The 23,779-nt window shown below is 68.3% G+C and carries 21 protein-coding genes and 1 pseudogene; 14 read left to right on the forward strand and 8 right to left on the reverse strand.

The features are described from left to right. The first annotated feature begins 51 nt into the window (after nt 1–51). Both MTAB308_RS28445 and MTAB308_RS28450 read left to right on the forward strand, forming a co-directional pair. Nucleotides 52–1,404: a M20/M25/M40 family metallo-hydrolase gene (locus tag MTAB308_RS28445; RefSeq protein WP_077104927.1), complete on the forward strand. Its 1,353-nt coding sequence runs from the start codon at nt 52–54 to the stop codon at nt 1,402–1,404. A gap of 45 nt (nt 1,405–1,449) precedes the next feature. Next, nucleotides 1,450–1,980 (forward strand): YbhB/YbcL family Raf kinase inhibitor-like protein, encoded by a 531-nt coding sequence (locus tag MTAB308_RS28450; protein ID WP_077104267.1) that lies wholly within the window; start codon nt 1,450–1,452, stop codon nt 1,978–1,980. 36 nt (nt 1,981–2,016) lie between these two features. Here the strand turns inward: MTAB308_RS28450 and MTAB308_RS28455 are convergent, their stop codons facing one another. The 6 genes from MTAB308_RS28455 to MTAB308_RS28480 form a co-directional block, all read right to left on the reverse strand. Beyond that, nucleotides 2,017–2,820 carry a Stf0 family sulfotransferase gene (locus tag MTAB308_RS28455; RefSeq protein WP_077104269.1) on the reverse strand — a complete coding sequence of 268 codons (804 nt, stop codon included), beginning with the start codon at nt 2,818–2,820 and terminating at the stop codon, nt 2,017–2,019. Nucleotides 2,821–2,911: 91 nt separating this feature from the next. Next, nucleotides 2,912–4,570: a PE family protein gene (locus MTAB308_RS28460; RefSeq protein ID WP_077104271.1), complete on the reverse strand. Its 1,659-nt coding sequence runs from the start codon at nt 4,568–4,570 to the stop codon at nt 2,912–2,914. Nucleotides 4,571–4,666: 96 nt separating this feature from the next. Next, complete coding sequence (locus MTAB308_RS29490; RefSeq protein WP_077104273.1) at nt 4,667–6,751, reverse strand: PE family protein; 2,085 nt, start codon at nt 6,749–6,751, stop codon at nt 4,667–4,669. A gap of 182 nt (nt 6,752–6,933) precedes the next feature. Then, nucleotides 6,934–8,043, reverse strand: a complete 1,110-nt coding sequence (locus MTAB308_RS28470; RefSeq protein WP_077104275.1) for a quinone-dependent dihydroorotate dehydrogenase — start codon at nt 8,041–8,043, stop codon at nt 6,934–6,936. Next, the gene (locus MTAB308_RS28475) at nt 8,043–8,297 is read right to left on the reverse strand and encodes a DUF5703 family protein (protein ID WP_077104277.1); all 255 of its coding nucleotides are present in this window, start codon (nt 8,295–8,297) and stop codon (nt 8,043–8,045) included. The genes MTAB308_RS28470 and MTAB308_RS28475 overlap by 1 nt, the downstream gene beginning before the upstream one ends. Further along, nucleotides 8,294–9,325, reverse strand: a complete 1,032-nt coding sequence (locus MTAB308_RS28480) for an NHL repeat-containing protein (RefSeq protein WP_077104279.1) — start codon at nt 9,323–9,325, stop codon at nt 8,294–8,296. Before MTAB308_RS28480 ends, MTAB308_RS28475 begins: the two co-directional genes overlap by 4 nt. Nucleotides 9,326–9,480: 155 nt before the next feature. Between MTAB308_RS28480 and MTAB308_RS28485 the strand changes: the two genes are divergently transcribed. The 7 genes from MTAB308_RS28485 (at nt 9,481) to MTAB308_RS28515 (ending at nt 15,267) form a co-directional block, all read left to right on the forward strand. Next, nucleotides 9,481–9,783, forward strand: a complete 303-nt coding sequence (locus MTAB308_RS28485) for a hypothetical protein (protein WP_077104281.1) — start codon at nt 9,481–9,483, stop codon at nt 9,781–9,783. A gap of 194 nt (nt 9,784–9,977) precedes the next feature. Then, nucleotides 9,978–10,733, forward strand: coding sequence for a histidine phosphatase family protein (locus tag MTAB308_RS28490; RefSeq protein WP_077104283.1), 756 nt, complete (start codon nt 9,978–9,980; stop codon nt 10,731–10,733). Nucleotides 10,734–10,806: 73 nt separating this feature from the next. Next, nucleotides 10,807–11,394: a DUF3090 domain-containing protein gene (locus MTAB308_RS28495; RefSeq protein ID WP_077104285.1), complete on the forward strand. Its 588-nt coding sequence runs from the start codon at nt 10,807–10,809 to the stop codon at nt 11,392–11,394. Beyond that, a complete protein-coding gene (locus MTAB308_RS28500; protein WP_077104287.1) occupies nt 11,378–12,202 on the forward strand; it encodes an SCO1664 family protein in 825 nt (274 codons plus the stop codon). Before MTAB308_RS28495 ends, MTAB308_RS28500 begins: the two co-directional genes overlap by 17 nt. 87 nt (nt 12,203–12,289) lie before the next feature. Then, on the forward strand, nt 12,290–13,087 hold the full coding sequence (locus MTAB308_RS28505; protein WP_077104289.1) for a 3'(2'),5'-bisphosphate nucleotidase CysQ: 798 nt from the start codon (nt 12,290–12,292) through the stop codon (nt 13,085–13,087). 26 nt (nt 13,088–13,113) lie between these two features. Next, entirely contained in the window at nt 13,114–14,349 is a 1,236-nt protein-coding gene (gene mshC / locus MTAB308_RS28510; protein WP_077104291.1) for a cysteine--1-D-myo-inosityl 2-amino-2-deoxy-alpha-D-glucopyranoside ligase, read from the forward strand. Between the two features lie 18 nt (nt 14,350–14,367). After that, a complete protein-coding gene (locus MTAB308_RS28515; protein ID WP_077104293.1) occupies nt 14,368–15,267 on the forward strand; it encodes an SDR family oxidoreductase in 900 nt (299 codons plus the stop codon). An 8-nt stretch (nt 15,268–15,275) separates the two neighbouring features. Here MTAB308_RS28515 and MTAB308_RS28520 read toward each other — a convergent pair whose 3' ends face one another. Beyond that, the gene (locus MTAB308_RS28520) at nt 15,276–16,145 is read right to left on the reverse strand and encodes a PAC2 family protein (RefSeq protein ID WP_173842289.1); all 870 of its coding nucleotides are present in this window, start codon (nt 16,143–16,145) and stop codon (nt 15,276–15,278) included. 343 nt (nt 16,146–16,488) lie between these two features. Between MTAB308_RS28520 and metH the strand changes: the two genes are divergently transcribed. The 5 genes from metH to MTAB308_RS28545 all read left to right on the forward strand — a co-directional run bounded on the left by metH (nt 16,489) and on the right by MTAB308_RS28545 (nt 23,486). Further along, nucleotides 16,489–20,262, forward strand: a complete 3,774-nt coding sequence (gene metH, locus MTAB308_RS28525; RefSeq protein ID WP_077104295.1) for a methionine synthase — start codon at nt 16,489–16,491, stop codon at nt 20,260–20,262. Between the two features lie 105 nt (nt 20,263–20,367). Continuing rightward, nucleotides 20,368–20,649 (forward strand): phosphoribosyl-ATP diphosphatase, encoded by a 282-nt coding sequence (locus MTAB308_RS28530; RefSeq protein WP_077104297.1) that lies wholly within the window; start codon nt 20,368–20,370, stop codon nt 20,647–20,649. 2 nt (nt 20,650–20,651) lie between these two features. Then, nucleotides 20,652–21,509, forward strand: coding sequence for an ATP phosphoribosyltransferase (hisG, locus tag MTAB308_RS28535; RefSeq protein ID WP_077104299.1), 858 nt, complete (start codon nt 20,652–20,654; stop codon nt 21,507–21,509). A gap of 97 nt (nt 21,510–21,606) precedes the next feature. Further along, entirely contained in the window at nt 21,607–22,116 is a 510-nt protein-coding gene (locus MTAB308_RS28540; RefSeq protein ID WP_077104301.1) for a DUF4126 domain-containing protein, read from the forward strand. Further along, nucleotides 22,113–23,486, forward strand: a complete 1,374-nt coding sequence (locus MTAB308_RS28545; protein WP_077104304.1) for an FAD-containing oxidoreductase — start codon at nt 22,113–22,115, stop codon at nt 23,484–23,486. The genes MTAB308_RS28540 and MTAB308_RS28545 overlap by 4 nt, the downstream gene beginning before the upstream one ends. Nucleotides 23,487–23,645: 159 nt before the next feature. Here MTAB308_RS28545 and MTAB308_RS30710 read toward each other — a convergent pair. Continuing rightward, nucleotides 23,646–23,756 (reverse strand): annotated as a pseudogene (locus MTAB308_RS30710) (thioesterase family protein); the annotation flags it as partial. Nucleotides 23,757–23,779 lie beyond the last annotated feature (23 nt).

The following is a 23,779-nucleotide window of genomic DNA, read 5'->3' on the forward strand; positions in this document are numbered from 1 at the left end:
GCCGCGGCGGGCCCGAGCCCGGCGGGCCGCGCAGTGGTAGGAAAGGTGGTTGTGACCATCGATACTGGGGCCGTCGACCCTGCCGATCCCCGCGACGATGTGGTCCAGGTGGTCAGCCGATTGATCCGGTTCGATACCACCAATACCGGCGAACCCGAGACCACGCAAGGCGAGGCCGAGTGCGCGCAGTGGGTCGCCGAGCAGCTCCAAGAGGTCGGCTATTTGCCGCAATACGTCGAATCCGGTGCACCGGGGCGCGGCAACGTCATCGTCCGCCTCAGCGGCGCGGACAGCTCGCGCGGCGCCCTGCTGATCCATGGGCATCTCGACGTGGTGCCGGCCGAGCCGGCGGATTGGACCGTGCACCCGTTTTCGGGCGCGGTCCGGGACGGCTACGTGTGGGGCCGCGGCGCGGTCGACATGAAGGACATGGTCGGCATGATGATCGTGGTCGCCCGGCAGCTGAAGCGCGCCGGCATCGTGCCGCCCCGTGACCTGGTGTTCGCGTTCCTTGCCGACGAGGAGCACGGCGGCCACTACGGGGCCCAATGGCTGGTCGACCACCGGCCCGAGCTGTTCGCCGGCGTCACCGAGGCGATCGGCGAAGTGGGTGGGTTCTCGCTGACCGTGCCGCGCCGCGACGGGGGCGAACGCCGGCTGTATCTGATCGAGACGGCCGAGAAAGGGCTGTCGTGGATGCGGCTGACCGCCCGGGGCCCGGCCGGGCACGGGTCGATGGTGCACGACCACAACGCCGTCACGGCCGTCGCCGAGGCGGTCGCCCGCCTGGGACGGCACCAGTTTCCGCTCGTGGTGACCGATACCGTCGCGCAGTTCCTGGCCGTCGTCAGCGAGGAGACCGGGCTGACGTTCGACCTCGAGTCGGACGACCTGGCGGGAACCATCGAAAAGCTTGGCCCGACGGCCCGCATGCTCAAGGCCGTGCTGCACGACACCGCGAATCCCACCATGCTGAAGGCCGGGTACAAGGCCAACGTCATCCCCGGCTCGGCCGAGGCGGTGGTGGACTGCCGCATCCTTCCGGGCCGCAAGGCCGCGTTCGAGGCCGAGGTCGACGAGTTGATCGGCCCCAACGTGACCCGGGAATGGATCAGGGACTTCTCGTCGTACGAGACCACCTTCGACGGCGATCTGGTCGACGCCATGAACGCCGCGGTGTTGGCGCTCGACCCGGACGGGCGCACGGTGCCCTACATGATGTCCGGTGGTACCGACGCGAAAGCTTTCGCGCGCTTGGGTATTCGCTGCTTTGGCTTCAGCCCGCTGCGGTTGCCGCCGGATCTGGATTTCAGCGCGCTGTTCCACGGCGTCGACGAACGGGTACCCATCGATGCGCTGAGGTTCGGCACCGAGGTGCTGGCGCACTTCCTGACACACTGCTAGTCGGAAAAGAAGGCTAGTTGAATCGACGATTAGAGAGGACCGCCCATGAGCCTGCCGGCCGACCCGTATGACGCGCTGCCCAAGCTGCCGCTGTTCAGCCTGAACTCGAACTCGATCACCAACGGTCAGCCGCTGGCGACTCCGCAGATCAGCGGGATCATGGGCGCCGGGGGAGAGGATGTCAGCCCGCAGTTGAGCTGGTCGGGATTTCCGGAGGAGACCCGCAGCTTCGCGGTCACCGTCTACGACCCGGACGCGCCGACGTTGTCCGGCTTCTGGCACTGGGCGGTGGCCAACCTGCCGGCCGAGGTCACCGAGCTGCCCGACAACGCCGGTGACGGCAGCGAGCTGCCGGGCGGCGCCCTGACCCTGGTCAACGACGCCGGCATGCGCCGGTACGTCGGCGCCGCGCCGCCGCCGGGCCACGGTCCGCATCGTTACTACGTCGCCGTGCACGCCGTCGATGTCGACAAACTCGACCTGCTCGAGGACGCGAGTCCAGCTTTCCTCGGATTCAACCTGTTCCAGCACGCGATTGCCCGCGCGTACATTTACGGCACGTACGAACAGAAATAGCCTCGATCACCCGCAAAGGTGCAACCACCGACGGCTTCACTCGGGAAGCGTGTCGGCAGTTGCGCTTTCGCGGCCCGCACGGCCCCGGTCGATGAGCCGCCGCCAGTGTTCGTTGATGTGGTCGGACTGACGCTCGAGCGGGGGCTCGGGGACGCGAGCGGCGTGCGCGGGATCGGCGCCGAGGAACCGCAACACGCGCGCGATCTCGCCGCGGTAGTTCGCGTCCAGATCCTCGTACCGGACCGTCAGGGTCGTGCGAGACCGGGCGCGGAAGTAGGTGGTCCACGCCGCCTGTTCGGCATCGAGGCTGCGTTCCATCCCGACTATCTGCTCGTATGTCGGCGCGACGGCGCTGAGATCGACATCGGTGCGGCCCGCCGTGGGCCGGGTGAGGTAGAGCCCCAACGGGCGAACCCGCGTCGACGGGCGGGCGGGACGAAACCACTCGCCCGTCGCTTCGGCGCGAAACAGCGAGATGGCCTGCGCGAGCCGATCGGCGCGAACGATGTTGACGAAAACCGCTGTGGGAAACAGCTTCTCGAGAACCAGGCCCGGATCGTCACGAAAACCGAGGGCTCCCGCCAGCGCGACGACATCGCGCCAGTGAATTTTGACGCCACGAACCCCGTTATCCGTCGCTGCGTAGGCCATGACCTTCGCCAGATACTCGGGCCAAGAGCAGTCCGGCGGTAGCCCCAAATCCTCCTTGTACGCCCCCAGGTGCTCGGTCGCGAAGTACTCTTCGGGCCGCCCCACAACTCCAGTGCCGACGAGGCCGGCGGCGAGGAACGAACTACCCGAGCGAGGAGTGGAAGCGATGACGTAGGTGGCGTGTCTCATGACCTTCCTTGGTTCGGACAGGAGGTTAATCCGCGGAATCGGTCACCGCACGCCGAGATCACGGTCGGTCATTCGCGGCCACCCCAACCGCCTACGGCGCGATAGCCTCGGCGACCTGCCGCGGCATGAAGTTCACCAGTTCGGGGATCAGGCCGCCGAACTCCGTCCCGCCGAGGCTAATTGTGACGAGTTGGGGCTGCAGCGGCGTCCCTGTTTCGACTTCCAGCGTCGCCGAGATCGGTTGCGGCGGAGTCAGAATCCCATCGAAGGGCATGTGCACCACGATCGGTGTGTTGGCGGGGACGACGGTGATGCCCGGGAGGAGGGGCGGGATGGCGCCGATAGTCACCGTCTCGGTCACCGGGATTGTCAGGTCGATGACGGTTTGGCCGTTGAGGAAGCCGTTCAGGGTGTAGGCGGGCAGGTCGGCGAGCGCGCCGACCGCGGCCACTCCGTTTCCGGTCTGAAGCGCCGCCCCGAATACCGTGGCGCCCGTTGCCAGTCCGTCCAGTGCGGCGATCGGCGGACCGATGATCGCGAAGCCCAACGGAAGGGTGGACGTGTTGAGCGCACTGACGAAGTGCTGCGCCATCTGCGCCGGGATCGAGCCCGGGGGCAGCAGATTGACGAGGGACTGTTGCTGCGCGGCCGAAATGGAGGCCAGGGGGAGAAGGTCTCCTGCGGGGCCCTCCACCGCGTACGAAGGCGCATTGAGGAGCAAAGGATTGCTGGGGTCGACTCCGATGACCTTGATGTCGACGCCGCTGAGGAAGAGGTTTAAAAACGCGCGCGGGACGTCCTGCACCGCACCGTGGTAATCACCCGTCACGAGCGATTGGCCGGCCATGCCCATGTCGTACTCGAAAACCGGGAAGGTCTTCTGCAGGTCCGCGCCGAACTGCTGCAGGCCGGCGTTGGTCTCTTGGTTGTACGTGTTCTGCTGGTTGATGAACGCCTGCATCGTGGGCGCGAAGGTCGACGTTCCCTGGATGCCGATCTGGATGTTCGCCGGAATGTTGGCCAGCGTGGCGGGAAAGTTCTGTAGCTCGGTGGCCAGCCCCGTCCCGATAATGTTCGCGTACATGTTCTGGTTGCTGATGACTTGGCGCAGAACGGGGAACGGGTCGGACGTCCAGTCGGCGAAGATGGTTTGCAGGTTGGCACCGGTAGTGGCGAAGAGAGTCTGCCACGGGTCGCCGGCGGCGGAAATGGTCGTGCCGCTGGCGAACAACGCTGGCAGCAGCCTGATCTCGATCCCGTCCCACTGGGCGGTCAAAAAGGAACCGAATTGCTGGCCGACTCCGCTGAAGCTAGAACCCAAGGGGCTTCCGCCGAGCAGCCCGCCGGGGGGACTCCCGCCGAGCAGGCCGCCCAGAACCCCGCCGCCGCCTCCACCGCCGAGGATCGGGCCCAGGCTACCGAGAATCGGATTCGTGGCCGCGGCGGGCGCGCCCATCGCGGTGGCCGCGTTGGCGATCTCGGTGCTGAGGTACGCCGCCGCCCCGCCGTTCAACAGCTTCGAAAATTCGTGGTGAAACGTCGCCGCCTGGGCGCTCAAAGCCTGGAATTGCCGACCGTACAAGCCGAATAGTTGTGAGATCGCCGTCGACACGTCGTCGGCGCCCGCCGCAGCGACGCTAGTGGTGGAGCCCGCCGCGGCCGAGGTCGCCTCGTTCAGGGTCGAGCCGATCCCCACCAAACTCCCGGCCGCCGCTGACATCATGTCCGGCGTAGCGACTAGAAAGGACATACCTTCCCCTTCGGCTTACGCCCTCGCGCATACGTGACCATGCTCGCAAATGCGGGGCCTGCACGCACCCGGAATGCCGGGTTTTGATGTCGATCGCTAGCTGGTGGTCATCGACGCGGCTATCGCTTCCGGAATGGTGTTGAACAGCGTCGGGAAGAGGCCGCCGAATTCCGTGCCGCCGAGGGTAGAGGTGATCGGAACGGTGATGCCCGCGACGCCGGCGGGGATTGTGACCGTCAACGGTTCGGGCGGCGTCAGAAGCCCGTCGAACGGGACGTGGGCGACGGCCGGTATGACGAAAGTGCCCAGCAGCGGCGTCGACACGGCGATCGGCAGCGGCAGGTCGACGAGGAGCTGGCCATTGAGGAAGCCGTTCATCGCGTAGGCGGGCATGTCGCCGATCGCGTTCAGCATTCCCAGGACGTTGCCGGTCTGCGCCGCGGCCCCGAAGGCCGTTGCCCCCTGGGCGATTCCGTTCGCCATGGCGAACGGTGGGCCCAGTATCGCGAAGCCCAGCTGCAGCGGCAGCCCGAAGATGGCGGTGCCAGCTAGAGTCGCACCGACGCCTATGGGGTTCAGGGTCGCGCCGACGTTCACTGCGAAGTTCGCTGTGACATTTGCGTTGACGAGGGTGTCGATCGCGTTTGCGAAGTTGCCCAACATCATGCCGGGGATTGAGCCGTGGGGGGCCAGGCTGGCCAGGCCCACCGGCTGTTGCCCGAGGGCGGTCAGGATGGGGAGCAACTCGGCGGCCGGGCCCTCCAACCCGACCGGACCCGCGATGGTGAGCTGGAAGTCGGGAGGTATCACAGTGACGACATTGCTTCCGATCGCCAAGTGGCTGGTGTCGAATCCCGTGATGAAGAGATCGATGGGGGCATGTGCGGCGTCCTGCACCGCGCCGTAGTAGTCGCCCGCCTGTATCGCTTGGCCGGCCATGGCCATGTCGTTGCTGGCGGTGGGAATCGTCAGCTGGAGATCCGAGCCCATCTTGTTCAGCGACGACCCGACCGTCCCCCAGAAGCCGGTGGTGCCGTTGACGAAGTCCTGTCCGATGGCAGCCGGGTTGAAGGTGGAAGCGCCCTGGAAGGCGAGTTGAATGTTCGCCGGCACGTTCGCGGGGAAGCCCTGCAGGTCGGACGCGACCCCGCTGGCGACAATCTGCGCGTAGTGATTCTGGTTGATGACAATCTGATTCAGGATCGGGAACGGATGGCTGGCGAACTGCGCGCCCATCAGGTTCAGGTCGTACACCGTCGTGTCGCCCAGGACGGTGTACGGATTGGGGTAGGGAACCGCGCCCGGCGACGATGCCGGCCCGAAAAGCCCTGGTAGCAAGGAGTTCAGCAGAGGCTGAAGACCCTGGAGTAGGGGCACGTCCTGGACGAGGCCGGGGACGATCCCGAAAACGTTGGACAGCGTAATTCCGTTGGCCAGTTCGTTGGAGAAGAAATTGCCGACGTCCAGTCCGACGCCGTTGAGGGTCGGGCCCAACAGGGCGCCGAGGGGTCCCGAGGTGAGGCTCAAGCCCGGGGTCAAGTTGCCGAGGTTTATCGGCCCGGTGAGGTCGCTCAGGGTCGGGAAGGCGTTGAGGATCGCGGGGTTGAAGAATATCGAGCCGAAGCCGTTGGCGAATTGCGTCCCGATGCTGTTGAAGCCGCCCAGGAGCTGGTTCAACCCGCTGCCCAATCCGCCGAGCAGCCCGCCCCCTCCGGTGCCCAGTCCGAGCAGTCCGTCCAGTCCACCGAGCAGCCCGCCTCCGCCCGAACCGCCGCCGAGCAAGCCACCGAGCACACCGCCGCCGCCGCTCGAGCCGCCCAAGCCGAGAAGCCCGCCGAGGATCGGCGTGGACGCGGCTTGGCCGCTGGGGGCGAAGCCGCCGATCATGGCCTGCTGGGCATTGGCGATCTCGGTGCTGAGGTAGGCCGCCGCTCCGCCGTTCAATACGTTCACAAACTCGTTGTGAAATGCCGCCGCCTGAGCGCTCATCTGCTGGAACTGCTGCCCGTAGGTGCCGAACAAGTCCGAGATGGCGAGCGAAACATCGTCGGCGGCAGCGGAGGTGATTACGGTCGTCTGGCCCGCTGCAGCCGCGGTGGCCTCCCGCAGTGTGGAACCGATGCCCGCCAAGTCGCCGGCGACCGTCCCCATCGTGTCCGGAGCAGCAAGTACAAACGACATCGTGGTCTCCCCTCGAAGACAATCCCCATCAGGCAACTACGTCATACGGTCACAAGGTCGAAAAAAATTGTGACAAAGAAAACGGCCGTTCTCCTTTTCTAACAGGTTGTTCGACAGATGCACAACCTTGTATTTGCAAGGCAATCAACCGAATTAAATCGACACATGCGCAATAAGAAGGTCTACCCGGACTCCCCAAGCTGGCCTGATCTACCCGTTGGTCCGTCCGGGCCGACGGCCTCGGATCCCACCGCCTCGCTAAGCGAGGCGAACCCGCCGTCGTGCAAGCGGCGGGCGATGCCGGCGTGAATGCGCTTGGGCCACGAGCCTCCTCCGTAGATGAAGCCCGTGTAGCCCTGCAGCAGTGAGGCGCCCGCGGTGATCCGCTCCCACGCGTCGTCGGCCGTCTCGATGCCGCCCACGCTGATCAAGACCAAGCGGTCGCCGACCCGGGCGTAGAGCCGGCGCAGCACCTCGAGGGCCCGGTGCGCCACCGGCGGCCCCGAGACGCCGCCGGGGCCGAGCCGTTCAACGCCGGGTGTGCTCAGGCCGTCGCGCGACACGGTGGTGTTGGTGGCGACGATGCCGGCCAGGCCCAATTCGACGGCCAGGTCCGCGATGTCGTCGACGTCGGAATCCGAGACGTCGGGCGCGATCTTGACCAGGACCGGTGTGGAGGTTTCGGCAAGGACGCCTTCCAGGATGGGCCGCAGCGCCTCGACGGCCTGCAGGTCCCGCAGGCCGGGCGTGTTGGGCGAGCTGACGTTGACCACCAGGTACGACGCCAGGGGGCCGACCAGCCGGGCGCTGGCCCGGTAGTCGCCGACGGCATCGGCGGCCGCGGTGGTCTTCGTCTTGCCGATGTTGACGCCGATCGGCACCTCGGGCCGATGGCGCGCGAGCTGGAGGGCAAGCGCGCCCGCACCACGATTGTTGAAACCCATCCGGTTCAGCAGCGCTCGGTCCGCGGGCAGCCGGAACAGGCGGGGGCCGGGGTTGCCGGGCTGGGGCTGCGCGGTGACCGTGCCGACCTCGGCGTACCCGAAACCCAGCGCTCCCCAGGTGAGCAGGCCCAGGCCGTCCTTGTCGAAGCCGGCGGCCAGGCCGAGCGGTGCCGGAAAGCGCACGCCGAACACCGTGCTGGCCAGCACCGGATCGGTGGGGCCGATCAGTCGGTGCAGCAGCCGGCGCCCCGCGGCCGCGGCCGTGACGCCGCGCAGGATCGCGAAGACCAGCGTGTGGATGCGCTCGGGTGGGACCAGAAAAAACAGCCGGCGGGTGAGCCGGTACATCACAATTCCGGTTGCTCGGGTCGCCGGCTTTCGAGACGAGACTTTTTGCGGCGCAACAAAACCCGCCTGCTGCCGTCGGTGTAGAGGCGCACCCGCGTCAGCTCCCAACCGCGATACTCGGCCTCGATGGACAGCCGGATCGACGCGCTGAGCCGGGTCACTTCCGGCGGCAGGCGCAGCGGTATCCACTCGTAGTCGTCCGACATCTCCGCCGCCCACCCCGCGGGCAGCCGGCTCCACCGCGGCGCCGTCACGGCGCACCCGCCGCGTGCTCGATGACCTGGACACCCGCACCCGATCCCGACACCACGTACAAGGTGCCCGACGCTTCGTCAAAAGCCAGCGAGTTCGGCTGCTGCACGGTGGGGTATCGCACCCTTTCGACGGGAATTCCGGTTGACAGATCGTAACCAATGACGACGTTGGAAGCGGTCTGGGACACCCAGGCGAGCCCGCGCGAACCGGCCAGCCCGTACGGGGACTGCCGCACCGGGTAGGCCTGGCGCAGGATCAGCGGGTCGACGCCGTACACCAGCAGTTGCCCGCCGCGGGTGTCGGCCACGAGCACCCGGCCCAGCGGGTCGGCGGCCAGGGTGGTCGCGCCCTCGCCGGCCCGCAGCGCCTGCTCGACATGACCGCCGGCGCCGATCGCGGTCACCGAGGTCTGGCCCCGGTCCAGCACCACCGTGGTGTTCCCTTGTGCGGCAAGGGCATCCACGCGCGCGAAGATCTTGTTCCGGCTTGCGATGGTGGCCGTCTTGACCGAGTCCGGCGTCCGGGAGGCAAAGGTGTAGACCGCCCCGTCGGCGGTGCCCAGCACGAGCGTGCCGTCGGCGCGCTGGGCGATCGCGGTGAAATCGGTCTGCGGAGCGTTGGCGACGGGCACCTGGGTGGCGTGGGCCGCGGCCAGGTCGACGACGAGATAACCGCCGCGGCCGGCCAGGTAGGCGGTGCCGTGGCCGTCGCCGGTCAGCGCGCTCGCCGGACCCGGCAGGCCGATCACCCGCGGCGGCACGCGCGGATCGCCGAACTCGGTCACGGTGGCGGGTCCGGCCGGGTCGGCGCCCGGCGCCAGGACGGCCAGTTGCCGCGTGGCGCCGTCGAAGATCGCCGCCGCGGCGTGACCGCCCAGCGGGAGCACCGCACCGGCCGGGGTCTGGGACGCGGGCGGCGACGCCGCGGGCTGGGCCGGTTCGATGGTCGGTGGCGCGCTGTGGAACTGACTCGCGGAGCAACCGGCGCTTCCCGTCGTCACCGCCAGCAAAATCGCCACCCCGACCAAACGGTGCTGAACTGGATGTCTCGTCCACCTATGCCGTTGCAGCAATTATTTTCCTTCGCGTCACCTGCGGGAACGTTAAATTTTAAGGAACGGTTTCGCACCCAATATGGCCATGTTGCCTGCATCGGGTCGGACTGGAGAGGTATCGTCGCGTCATGACCGTCATTGTGGACCGGCATACCGCGGAGAATGAGTTTGCTGTCGAAGAGATCTCCGCGGGAATCTTCGCCAGCGGCTACGGCCAAGTCGGTGATGGGCGCAGTTTTTCCTTCCACATAGAGCACCGATCCCTCGTCGTAGAAATTTACCGGCCGCGCCTTGCGGGCCCCGTTCCGCAGGCCGAAGACGTGGTGGCCAGGGCGGTCCGCGGCCTGGTCGACATCGACCTCACCGACGAGCGCAGCCTGACGGCCGCGGTGCGCGATTCCGTCGCGCACGCGGTACCGGTAAGCCGCTAGCGCCGACCGCAAGCGCGGCGTAGCCGGGCGCGGCGGGTCGCCGCCATCGGGCTAGCGCCGACCGCAAGCGCGGCGTAGCCGGGCGCGGCGGGTCGCCGCCATCGGGCTAGCGCCGACCGCAAGCGCGGCGTAGCCGGGCGCGGCGGGTCGCCGCCATCGGGCCCCTCATCTCCCTTCCCTGTACGGTCGTCGTCGTGACCGTCATCCTGTTACGGCACGGCCGCTCGACCTCAAACACCGCCGGCGTACTGGCCGGCCGTTCCGAGGGCGTCGACCTGGACGACAAGGGTCGCGAGCAGGCCGCCGGGCTGATCGACCGCATCGGCGACCTGCCGATCCGGGCTCTCGTCAGCTCGCCGTTGCTGCGGTGCCGGCGCACCGTCGAGCCGCTCGCCGAGGCGCTGTGCCTCGAGCCGGTGATCGACGACCGACTCGCCGAGGTGGACTACGGGGACTGGACCGGCCGCAAGATCGGCGAGCTGACCAAGGAGCCCTTGTGGGCGGTGGTCCAGGCCCATCCGAGCGCCGCGGTGTTTCCGGGCGGCGAGGGCCTGGCGCAGGTTCAGGCGCGTGCCGTCGCGGCAATCCGCGAGCATGACCGGCGGTTGGCCGGCGACCACGGCGGCGACGCGCTCTGGGTCGCGTGCACCCACGGTGACGTCATCAAGTCCGTCGTCGCCGACGCCTACGGTATGCACCTCGACGGATTCCAGCGCGTCACCGCCGACCCCGGGTCGGTGACCGTGATCCGCTACACCCCGTTGCGGCCGTTCGTGTTGCACGTCAACCACACCGGCGCGCGGCTGTCCGCCGCGTTGCGGGCCGGGCCGCCACCGAAGGGCGAATCCAAGGGCGATGAGGCTCAGGGTGATCCGAAGGGCGAGGCGCAAACTGGGCCGAACGGCGCCGTACCGACGAGCGACGCGGTGGTCGGCGGATCCGCGGACTAATCACGCTTAATTCCGCTCTGGCGGGGCAATCGAATCGCACGGCAGCGGCAACAGCCGGTATTTTGGAGGTGCCATGGCCCGCGCAATCCACGTCTTCCGCACGCCCGACCGCTTCGTGGCCGGGACCGTCGGTCAGCCCGGAAACCGCACCTTCTACATCCAGGCGGTGGGCGATTCGCGGGTGGTGTCGGTGATCTTGGAGAAGCAACAGGTGGCGGTGCTCGCCGAGCGCATCGGTGCGTTGCTGCTCGAGGTGAATCGCAGGTTCGGCACGCCGGTGCCCCCGGAGCCCGCCGAGATCGAGGACCTCAACCCGTTGATCACGCCCGTCGACGCGGAGTTTCGGGTCGGGACCATGGGACTCGGCTGGGATTCGGAAGCGCAGACGGTGGTGGTCGAGTTGCTGGCCGTCACCGACGCCGAGTTCGACGCCTCCGTGGTGCTCGACGACACCGAGGAGGGGCCCGACGCGGTGCGGGTGTTCTTGACGCCGGAGTCGGCACGCCAGTTCGCCACCCGGTCCAATCGCGTGATCTCCGCCGGGCGCCCGCCATGCCCCCTGTGCGACGAACCGCTGGACCCTGAGGGCCACATCTGCGCGCGCACCAACGGCTATAAGCGGAGCGCGCTTCTCGGGCCCGACGATGACCCCGAGGAATAGCGGGGCCGTCGAGCGGGAGGTGCTGCGGGACGGCGAGCTGACGGTCCTCGGGCGCATCCGCTCAGCCAGCAACGCCACCTTTCTGTGCGAATCGACGCTGGGCGAATCCAGCGTGCACTGCGTCTACAAGCCGGTCTCGGGCGAGGCGCCGCTGTGGGACTTCCCGGACGGAACCCTGGCCGGCCGCGAACTCGCCGCGTACCGGATCGCGACGCAATTGGGGTGGAACATCGTGCCCCACACCATCATTCGCCACGGGCCGGCGGGTCCGGGCATGCTGCAGCTGTGGGTGGAGCAGGCCGGCGACGCGGCCGACTCCGACCCGCCGCCGGGGCCGGACCTGGTCGATCTGTTTCCCGCCAACAAAGTGCGGCCGGGCTATCTGCCGGTGCTGCGGGCCTACGACTACGCCGGCGACGAGGTCGTCCTGGTGCACGCCGACGACATTCGGTTGTGGCGCATGGCGGTGTTCGACGTCCTGATCAACAATGCCGACCGCAAGGGCGGCCACGTCCTGCGCGACCTGGAGGGCCACATCTACGGCGTCGACCACGGAGTGTCCCTGCATGTGGAGAACAAGCTGCGCACGGTCCTGTGGGGCTGGGCGGGCAAGCCGATCGACGACGACACGTGCGAGGCGATCGCCGGGCTCGCCGAGGCCCTCACCGGCCCGCTCTGCGACGAACTGGCCGGGCACATCACGCGGGCGGAAGTCGCGGCGCTGCGCGGGCGCGCGCTCGCGCTGCTGGACAACCCGATCATGCCCACGCCCAACCGCCACCGCCCGATTCCGTGGCCGGCCTTTTAGCGCGGGTCGTCGCCATCGGGCGGCGCGGGGATCGCAGGCGCCCCGCCATCGGTCCACGCGGGGATCGTCGTCGGCGATACTGAACCGGTGACCAACGGCGCGGAGGACCCGTCCGATCTGACGGACGCCGCGCTGGCCGCCGAACTCGCCGCCGACGCGGGGGAGCTGTTGCTGAAGGTGCGCGAGGAGGTCGGATTCGGCCATCCCTGGGTGCTCGGCGACGCGGGTGACAGCCTGGCGAACGCGCTGATCCTGCGCCGGCTGCGGGCCGAACGGCCCGGCGACGCCGTGCTCAGCGAGGAGGCCTACGACGATCTGTCCCGGGTGAATCACGACCGGGTATGGATCGTCGACCCACTCGACGGCACCCGCGAGTTCTCCACGCCCGGCCGCGACGACTGGGCGGTCCACATCGCGCTGTGGCAGCGCCCCACCGACGGGCAGCGCGAGATCACCGACGCGGCGGTCGCGTTGCCCGCCCGCGGAAACACGGTGTACCGCAGCGACACCGTGACCGCCGACGCCGCGCGCACCGGCATCCCGGGAACCATCCGGATCGCCGTCAGTGCCACGCGGCCGCCCGCGGTGCTGTACCGCATGCGCCAGACGCTGCACATCCAGCCCGTCGCGATCGGCTCGGCGGGCGCCAAGGCGATGGCCGTCATCGACGGCGACGTCGACGCCTACGTGCACGCGGGCGGCCAGTGGGAATGGGACTCGGCGGCCCCGGCCGGGGTGCTGATGGCCGCCGGCATGCACGCCTCGCGGCTGGACGGCTCGCCGCTGCGCTACAACCAGCTCGACCCGTACCTGCCGGACTTCGTCATGTGCCGCGCGGAGCTGGCGCCGATCCTGCTCGGCGCCATCCGCCAGGAATTTCACTGACCGCGCCCGCGTTTAGAGTCGACGTTATGCAGGCGTGGTCTTCCGCACAGGTCCCGGTGGTCCCGGGGCGCGGTCCCGAGTTGCGGCTGTATGACACCTCCGACCGGCAGGTGCGCCCGGTGGCGGCCGGGTCGAAGGCCACCATGTACGTCTGCGGGATCACCCCCTACGACGCCACACACCTGGGCCACGCGGCCACCTACCTGGCCTTCGACCTGGTGCAAAGGCAATGGCTGGACCTCGGTCACGACGTGCACTACGTGCAGAACGTCACCGACATCGACGACCCCCTGCTGGAGCGCGCCGAGCGCGACGGTGTCGACTGGCGCGAGCTGGGCGACCGCGAGGTCGCCCTGTTTCGCGAGGACATGACGGCGCTGCGGATCCTGCCGCCGCGGGAGTACGTCGGGGCGACCGAGGCGATCGCCGAGGTGGTCGAACTCGTCGAGAAAATGCTCGCGTCCGGTGCCGCTTACGTCCTCGACGGCGAATACCCCGACATTTACTACCGCGCGGACGCCACCCCGCAGTTCGGCTACGAATCGGGCTACGACCGCGACACCATGCTGCAGCTGTTCGCCGAGCGTGGCGGCGACCCCCGCCGTCCCGGCAAGACCGACGAGCTCGACGCCCTGCTGTGGCGCGCCGCGCGGCCGGGCGAGCCGAGCTGGCCCTCACCGTTCGGCGCCGGCCGGCCCGGCTGGCACGTCGAGTGCGCGGCGATCGCGCTCAGCCGCATCGGCAGCGGCCTGGACATCCAGGGCGGGGGCAGCGACCTGATCTTCCCGCACCACGAATTCACCGCCGCCCACGCCGAATGTGTCCGCGGGGAACGGCGATTCGCCCGGCACTATGTGCACGCCGGGATGATCGGCTGGGAGGGGCACAAGATGTCCAAGAGCCGCGGCAACCTGGTGCTGGTGTCGAATCTGCGCGCGAAAGGCATTGAGCCGGTTGCCATCCGGCTGGGCCTGCTGGCCGGGCACTACCGCGCGGACCGGTTCTGGAGCTCCGAAGTGCTCGACGACGCGACCGCTCGGCTGGGGCGCTGGCGTGCGGCGACCGCCCTGCCGGCCGCCCCGGACGCCACCGACGTCATCGGCCGGGTCCGCCGCTATTTGGCCGACGACCTCGACACCCCGAAAGCCCTTGCCGCGCTGGATGGTTGGGCCACCGACGCGCTGGAGTACGGGGGTCACGACGCCGCGGCGCCGAAGCTGGTGACGACGGCGGTCGACGCCCTGCTGGGAGTGCAGTTGTAAAGAGGGTACGTTTCGCCCATGATGTCGCTGCACGGCAAAGTCGTCTTCATCACCGGCGGTGCGCGGGGGATCGGCGCCGAGGTCGCCCGCCGCCTGCGCAACAAGGGCGCCAGGCTGGTGCTGACCGATCTGGACCAGGCCGAACTGGCGGCGGTCGCCGCCGAACTCGGCGAGGACCGGGTGCTCACCGCGGTCGCCGACGTGCGCGACCTGCCCGCCATGCAGGCCGTGGCCGCCAAGGCCGTCGAACGCTTCGGCGGCATCGACGTCGTCGTGGCCAACGCCGGCATCGCCAGCTACGGGTCGGTGCTGCACGTCGACCCGGCGGCGTTCAAACGGGTGCTGGACGTCAACGTCCTCGGCGTGTTTCACACCGTGCGGGCCACGCTGCCGTCGGTGATCGACCGCCGCGGGTATGTGCTGATCGTCTCGTCGCTGGCCGCGTACGCGGCGGCCCCGGGCCTGGCGCCGTACAACGCCTCCAAGGCCGGCATCGAGATCTTCGCCAACGCGCTGCGGCTGGAGGTCGGCTACCGCGACGTCAGCGTCGGCTCGGCGCACATGTCCTGGATCGACACCGCGCTGGTCCGCGACAGCAAGGCCGACATCCCCGCCTTCGGCGAAATGATCGCGAGGCTGCCGTGGCCGCTCAACAAGACCACCACCGTCGACGAGTGCGCGGACGCGCTCGTCAAGGGCATCGAGGGCCGCCGGAGCAGGATCTACTGCCCGCAATGGGTCGGCCTGGTCCGCTGGCTGAAGCCGGTGCTGTCCACCCCGATCGGCGAGTTTCCCATCCGGCGGATCACCGCCGAGTTGTTACCCCGGATGGACGCCGAGGTCGCCGCGCTCGGCCGGTCCATGTCCGCGTTCAACGTGGAGTCGTTGCGCGAAAATCAGGGTTCAACGCCCGGCTAGTCGCGGGTTTATTTGCGCCGGCGGCGCAAGTAGCGCTCGAACTCCGCCGCCAGCGCGTCGCCGTCGATCTTGCCCAGGGCCTCGTTCATGTCGACCTCGGCGTCGCCGCGCTGCTCCAGCGACGACACGTACTCGGCCAGGTCCTCGTCCTCGGCTGCCATCTCGGTGATCGCCTGCTCCCACTCCTCGGCCTGCGCCGGCAGGTCGCCCAGCGGCACCTCGATGTCCAGCACGTCCTCGACGCGGCGCAGCAGCGCCACCGTCGCCTTCGGGTTCGGCGGGTTGGACACGTAGTGCGGCACGGCCGCCCAGAACGTCACGGCGGGGATCCCGGCGGCCACGCAGGCATCCTGGAACACCCCGGCGATCCCGGTCGGGCCCTCGTAGCGGGTTTCCTCGAGGCCGAACCGCTTCGCCGACTCGGGGGAGTAGGCCGCGCCCGAAACCGGCACCGGCCGGGTATGCGGGGTGTCGGCCAGCAGCGCCCCGAGGATGACGACCGTGTCGACGTTGAGCTTGTCGGCGATGGCCAGCAACTCGGCGCAGAACGTGCGCCAGCGCATGTTGGGCTCGACGCCGTGCATCAATACGACGTCGCGGTCGCTGCCCGGGGGCCGGCAGTGGGTGATCCGCATCGCCGGCCACACCAGCTCCCGGGTCACCCCGTCGATTTGCCGGATGACCGGGCGATTCACCTGATAGTCGTAGTAGGCCTCGTCGTCGATCTCGACGATCGGGTCGGCCTCCCAGATGGCATCCAGGTGCTCGAGCGCGTCACTGGCCGCGTCGCCGGCGTCGTTCCAGCCTTCGAACGCCGCCACGACGACGGTGTTGTGCAGTTCGGGCAGCGCAGAGGCTTCCGGGGCACGATCCGGCAGGGTCACAGAATCAGCGTACGGCCTGCCGCAAACCGTCTGCGCCGTTCCGCGCGGCTTGCCTGGCAAAGACCTGTAAGCCTCTGGCCGATTGCATAGGACGACTATCCTTGTGGCGTGACTGCGGCCAACGAACATCGCTCAGAAATACGTCCGGCTGCAGACTGGTTAACCTTGGTAACTATCACATCGCCGACAGGATCCGTGAGTTGTCCATCGCGGCGATGAGTTGGGCGTCCAGACGTGGGGGGACCACGTAGACTTTTCTGGTCGAGAGGCGTTGCAACGGTTCTCCGGCCCCGGCCGGTAGCCGCCACGCTCGGCAGAGTCAAGGACGCCTTCCGCTATGGAAGGGACGTACGTGAACGCCGTTGAATCAGAGGCCTTCGTGCCGAACATCCGCCCCGACTGCACCGACGAACTGACGACTGCTCTGCGCCGGCGGATCATGGTGATCGACGGGGCGATGGGCACGGCGATCCAGCGCGACCGGCCGGACGAGGCCGGCTACCGCGGCGACCGGTTCACGGAATGGCCGACCGCTCTGCAGGGCAACAACGACCTGCTCAACCTGACGCAGCCGCAGATCATCGCCGGGATCCACCGCGAGTATCTCGAGGCGGGCGCCGACATCCTGGAGACCAACACGTTCAACGCGAACGCGATCTCGCTCTCCGATTACGACATGTCGGACCTGAGCTACGAGTTGAACTACGCCGGCGCAGCGTTGGCCCGCAAGGCCGCCGACGAATTCAGCACCCCGGAGAAGCCCCGTTACGTGGCCGGCGCAATCGGGCCGACGACGCGGACCGCGTCGATCTCGCCGGACGTCAACGACCCCGGGGCCCGCAACGTCTCCTACGACCAGCTGGTGGCCGCCTACCTCGAGGCCGCCAACGGCCTGGTCGACGGCGGTGCCGACCTGCTGATCATCGAGACGATCTTCGACTCGCTGAACGCCAAGGCGGCGGTGTTCGCCGTCGAGACGCTGTTCGAGGAGCGCGGGCGCCGCTGGCCGGTGATCATCTCGGGCACCATCACCGACGCTTCCGGGCGGACGTTGTCCGGTCAGGTCACCGAGGCGTTCTGGAACTCGATCAGGCACGCCAAGCCGCTCGCGGTGGGCCTCAACTGCGCGCTGGGCGCGCCGGAGATGAGGCCCTACATCGCCGAGGTGTCGCGGATCGCGGACACCTTCGTCTCTTGCTACCCGAACGCCGGCCTGCCCAACGCCTTCGGCGAATACGACGAGTCCCCCGAGCGCCAGGCGGGCTACATCGCCGACTTCGCCGAGGCCGGCCTGGTCAACCTGGTCGGTGGGTGTTGCGGGACGGCGCCGCCGCACATCGCAGAGATCGCCAAGGTCGTCGAGGGCAAGCCGCCGCGCGAGGTGCCGGAGATTCCGGTGGCCACCCGGCTGTCGGGACTGGAGCCGCTCAACATCACCGACGATTCCCTGTTCGTCAACATCGGTGAGCGCACCAACATCACCGGTTCGGCCCGGTTCCGCAACCTGATCAAGGCCGAGGACTATGACACCGCCCTGTCGGTCGCGCTGCAGCAGGTCGAGGTCGGTGCGCAGGTCATCGACATCAACATGGACGAGGGCATGATCGACGGCGTCGCCGCGATGGACCGGTTCACCAAGCTGATCGCGGCCGAGCCGGACATCAGCCGGGTTCCGGTGATGATCGACTCCTCCAAGTGGGAGGTCATCGAGGCGGGCCTGAAGAACGTGCAGGGCAAGCCGATCGTCAACTCGATCTCCATGAAGGAGGGCGAGGAGAAGTTCATCCGCGAGGCACGGCTGTGCCGCAAGTACGGCGCCGCGGTGGTCGTGATGGCCTTTGACGAACAGGGGCAGGCCGACAACCTGGAGCGCCGCAAGGAGATCTGCGGGCGCGCCTACCGGATCCTGACCGAAGAGGTCGGCTTCCCGGCCGAGGACATCATCTTCGACCCGAACTGCTTCGCGCTGGCGACCGGTATCGAGGAGCACGCGACCTACGGGATCGACTTCATCGAGGCCTGCGCCTGGATCAAGGAGAACCTTCCCGGGGTGCACCTCTCCGGTGGTATCTCGAACGTGTCGTTCTCGTTCCGGGGCAACAACCCCGTCCGCGAGGCGATCCATTCGGTGTTCCTGTTCCACGCCATCAAGGCGGGCCTGGACATGGGCATCGTCAACGCCGGTGCGCTGGTGCCCTACGACTCGATCGACCCCGAGCTGCGGGACCGGATCGAGGACGTCGTCCTGAACCGTCGCGAGGATGCGGCCGAACGGCTCCTGGAGATCGCCGAACGGTTCAACAGCTCGGAGAAGTCCGAGGACCCTGCGGCGGCCGAGTGGCGCAGCCTGCCGGTCCGCGAGCGGATCACGCATGCCCTGGTCAAGGGCATCGACGCCCACGTCGATGCCGACACCGAGGAATTGCGGGCAGAGATCGCCGCGGCGGGTGGCCGCCCGATCGAGGTGATCGAGGGCCCGCTGATGGACGGCATGAACGTCGTCGGTGACCTCTTCGGCTCCGGCAAGATGTTCCTGCCCCAGGTCGTGAAGTCGGCCCGCGTGATGAAGAAGGCCGTCGCGTACCTGCTGCCGTACATCGAGGCGGAGAAGGAAGAATCCGGCGCGGGTGGTGTTTCTGGGGGGAAGGACACCAACGGCACGATCATCATGGCGACGGTCAAGGGCGACGTCCACGACATCGGCAAGAACATCGTCGGGGTCGTCCTGCAGTGCAACAACTTTGAAGTCATCGACCTCGGGGTGATGGTGCCCGCGCAGAAGATCCTGGACGCGGCGAGGGAGCACAACGCCGACATCATCGGGCTGTCCGGCCTGATCACCCCGTCGCTGGACGAGATGGTCAACTTCGCGGTCGAGATGGAACGCGAGGGGCTTCAGATGCCGCTTCTCATCGGTGGCGCGACCACCTCGCGCGCCCATACCGCGGTGAAGGTGTCGCCGCGCCGTAGCGGTCCGGTGGTCTGGGTCAAGGACGCGTCCCGCTCGGTGCCGGTTGCCGCGGCGCTCCTCGACGACAAGCAGCGCCCGGCGCTGCTGGAGGCCACCGAGAAGGACTACGCATCGCTTCGCGAACGGCACTCTCAGAAGAACGAGCGGCCGATGCTGACGCTGGAGAAGGCCCGCGCGAACCGGACGCCGATCGACTGGGACGGCTACACGCCGCCGGTGCCCGCCCAGGGCCTGGGCGTGCGCGAATTTCCTGACTACGACCTCGCCGAGTTGCGCGAGTACATCGACTGGCAGCCGTTCTTCAACGCCTGGGAGATGAAGGGCCGCTTCCCCGACATCCTCAACAACCCGGTCTCGGGCGAGGCGGCCCGCAAGCTGTACGACGACGCCCAGGAGATGCTCGACACCCTGATCAAGGAGAAGTGGCTGACCGCCAACGGGGTGATCGGGTTCTTCCCGGCGAACGCGGTCGGCGACGACATCGAGGTGTACACCGACGACACCCGTACCGAGGTGCTGACCACGCTGCACAACCTGCGCCAGCAGGGCGAGCACCGGGACGGCATCCCGAACCGGTGCCTCGGCGACTACATCGCGCCCAAGGACACCGGGCTGGCCGACTACGTCGGTGCCTTCGCCGTTACCGCGGGGCTCGGCAGCCAGGAAAAGATCGCGGAGTTCAAGGCCGCCGTCGACGACTACAGCGCGATCCTGCTGGAGTCGATCGCCGACCGGCTGGCCGAGGCTTTCGCCGAACGGATGCACCAACGGGTCCGCAAGGAGTTCTGGGGATTCCAGCCGGACGAGCAGCTGGACAACGAGGCACTCATCGGCGAGAAGTACAGGGGCATCCGCCCCGCCCCCGGCTACCCGGCCTGCCCGGAGCACACCGAGAAGGTCACGCTGTGGAAGTTGATGGACGTCAAGGAGCGGACGGGCATCGAGCTGACGGAGTCGATGGCGATGTGGCCCGGCGCCGCCGTCAGCGGCTGGTACTTCTCGCACCCGCAATCGCAGTACTTCGTGGTCGGTCGGATGGGCCAGGACCAGGTCGCCGACTACGCGAGGCGTAAGGGCTGGACCCTGAAGGAAGCCGAGCGCTGGCTCGCCCCCAACCTCGGCTACAACCCGGAGGACTGAGCCTTCGTGGTCGCGAGCGTGCGCGTCTGTACGACGACACGCCGCTGATACTGGCGATCTGCGCACGCTCGCGGGTGAAACCCGAGTGACTTTGCCGGTCGGCACATGGAACAATCGCTGGCCGTGAAGACCTTCGAGGATCTGTTCGCCGAACTCGGCGAGCGTGCCCGCACCCGGCCGTCCGGCAGCGGCACGGTCGCCGCGCTGGACGGGGGCGTGCACGGGCTGGGCAAGAAGATTCTGGAGGAGGCCGGCGAGGTGTGGCTGGCCGCCGAGCACGAAACCGACGACGCGCTGGCCGAGGAGATCAGCCAGTTGCTGTACTGGACGCAGGTGCTGATGATCGCGCGCGGACTGTCCCTCGACGACGTCTATCGGAAGTTGTGAGCATGCTGCGCGTTGCGGTTCCCAACAAAGGCACGCTCAGCGAGCCGGCCAGCGAGATCCTCGCGGAGGCCGGTTACCGGCGCCGCACCGATTCCAAGGACCTCACCGTCATCGACCCGGTCAACCAGGTCGAGTTCTTTTTCTTACGGCCCAAGGACATTGCCATCTACGTGGGTTCAGGGGAGCTGGATTTCGGCATCACCGGACGCGACCTGGTGCTCGACTCGGATGCGCCGGTGCGCGAACGCCTGGCGCTGGGTTTCGGGTCGTCGAGCTTTCGGTACGCCGGCCCAGCGGGGCGCGACTGGACGTCGGCCGACCTGGCCGGCAAAAGGATCGCCACCGCGTACCCGAATCTGGTGCGAAAGGATCTGGCCGACAAGGGGATTGAGGCCACGGTCATCAGGCTCGACGGCGCCGTGGAGATCTCGGTGCAGCTGGGCGTGGCCGACGCCATCGCCGACGTGGTGGGCTCCGGGCGCACCCTGAGCCTGCATGACCTGGTGGCCTTCGGGGAGCCGCTGTGCGATTCGGAAGCGGTGCTGATCGAGCGCACCGATCACGACGGCGACGACGCGGCCAGAGCCGCTCGCGATCAATTGATCGCGAGGGTCCAAGGCGTGGTGTTCGGCCAGCAGTACCTGATGCTCGATTACGACTGCCCGCGTTCGGTGTTGGATCGCGCCACGTCGATCACCCCCGGACTGGAGTCACCGACCATCGCCCCCCTCGCCGATCCGGACTGGGTGGCGATTCGCGCCCTGGTGCCGCGTCGCGGCGTCAACGAGATCATGGACGAGCTCGCCGCCATCGGGGCCAAGGCGATCCTGGCGTCCGACATCAGGTTCTGCCGGTTCTAGACCAACGGGTGGTTGGGTCGCGGCTGTGTTAGCGTCCGCCTAGGGCTGCTGAAAGGTGGACGCCCCCGTCATTGTCTAGTCCCCCGGGAGGGTCTTCATGACACACGCGCTTATTCTGCTGCTGGCTTTACTGATCGGTGTCGTCGCCGGGTTGCGTTCGCTGACGGCCCCCGCCGTGGTCGCCTGGGGCGCCTACCTAGGTTGGATTGACGTGCACGGCACGTGGGCGTCCTGGATGGCCAGCATCATCACGGTCATCGTCTTCACTGTTCTAGCCGTCGGCGAGCTGGTCAACGACAAGCTGCCCAAGACGCCGGCGCGCACGGCGCCACCGATCTTCGCCGCCCGGATCATCACGGGCGGGTTGGCCGGCGCGGTATTGGGCGCGTGGCCGCACTGGACCGTCTCCGCGCTCGGCGCGGGCGTCATCGGGGCGGTTCTCGGCACCCTCGGTGGCTATCAGGCGCGCAAACGGCTGGCCGCCGTGGCCGGTAGGGACCTGCCGATCGCGCTGCTCGAGGACGCGGTCGCGGTCCTCGGCGCGTTCGCCATCGTTGCGGTGACGGGTCACGTGCTGACGGAGTACCTGCTGACGGCGGTTAAGTGACAACGCATTTCGATGCGATCATCATCGGTGCCGGGCAGGCCGGCCCTCCCTTGGCGGGACGGCTGACCGCGGCCGGGCAGCGCGTCGCGGTCATCGAGCGCAAACTCATCGGCGGCACCTGCGTCAACACCGGATGCATCCCGACCAAGACCCTGGTGGCCAGCGCGCACGCGGCGCACCTGGCCCGGCGCGGAGCGGAATACGGCGTGGGGACAGGCCCCGTCCGCGTGGACATGGCGAAAGTCAAGGCGCGCAAGGACGACATCATGCTCGCCGACCGCAAGGGCATCGAGAGCTGGTTGGACGGCATGGCGGGCTGCACCGTCTTTCGCGGTCACGCCCGGTTTGACGACCCGCACACCGTCAGCGTGAACGGCGACCAGCTGCACGCCGACCGCATCTTTCTCAACGTCGGCGGCCGCGCGGTGGTGCCGGACGTTCCGGGGCTGTCCGACGTCGAGTTCCTCACCAACGTGTCGATCCTCGAACTCGACACGCTGCCAGACCATCTCGTCGTCCTCGGCGGCAGCTACATCGCGCTGGAGTTCGCGCAGATGTACCGGCGCTTCGGGGCGCGGGTGACGGTGGTCGAGCGGGGCCCGCGGCTGGCGTCCCGCGAGGACGAGGACGTTTCGGCCACCGTCAGGGAGATCCTGGAGGCCGAGGGGATCGACGTCGTCGTCGGCGCCGATGACGTGCGAATCGCCAAGACCCACAAGGGGTTTGAACTCACCCCCGGAGCCCGCGCCGCCCCCATCGCCGGGACCCATCTGCTGGTGGCGGTCGGGCGACAACCCAACACCGACGACCTCGGCCTGGAGGCGGCCGGCGTGCAGACCGACGCCCGCGGCTACGTCGTGGTCGACGACCAGCTCAAGACCAGCGTCGATCACATCTGGGCGATGGGCGACTGCAACGGCAAGGGCGCCTTCACCCACACCTCGTACAACGACTTCGAGATCGTCGCCGCCAACCTGCTCGACGACGACCCGCGCCGGGTCAGCGACCGCATCACCACCTACGCGCTCTACATCGACCCGCCATTGGGGCGCGCCGGGATGAGCGTGAGCCAGGTCCGCGCGTCCGGCCGCAAGGCGTTGGTCGGCAAGCGCCCGATGACGCGGGTCGGCAGGGCGGTGGAAAAGGGTGAGACGCAAGGCTTTATGAAGGTGGTGGTGGACGCCGAGACCGACGAGATCTTGGGCGCGGCGATCCTCGGGGTCGGCGGCGACGAGGCGATTCACGCCATCCTGGACGTCATGTCGGCCAAGGCGCCGTACACCACGCTGGCGCGCACCATGCACATCCACCCCACCGTCAGCGAGTTGATCCCCACCCTGCTGCAGGAGATGTCGCCGCTGACCGACTAGCGGCGATCGCAAGCGCGGCGGAGCCGGGCGCGGCGGGTCGCGGCCATCGGACTCGCGGCGATCGCAAGCGCGGCGGAGCCGGGCGCGGCGGGTCGCCGCCATCGGACTCGCGGCGATCGCAAGCGCGGCGGAGCCGGGCGCGGCGGGTCGCCGCCATCGGACTCGCGTACCCGGACGCGCCACCCATGCCCGGGCGCGCAGCGGTTTCACCGGAATTTCCCCGCGGGTGTCCAGGCTGAGTCGGCCGATGCGAAGACCGGAGCCCGCCGACGGCAGGCGACGGCAAAAGCATC

Origin of the sequence: Mycobacterium terramassiliense, from assembly GCF_900157385.1 — a bacterium.
Taxonomy (GTDB): Bacteria; Actinomycetota; Actinomycetes; order Mycobacteriales; family Mycobacteriaceae; genus Mycobacterium; species Mycobacterium terramassiliense.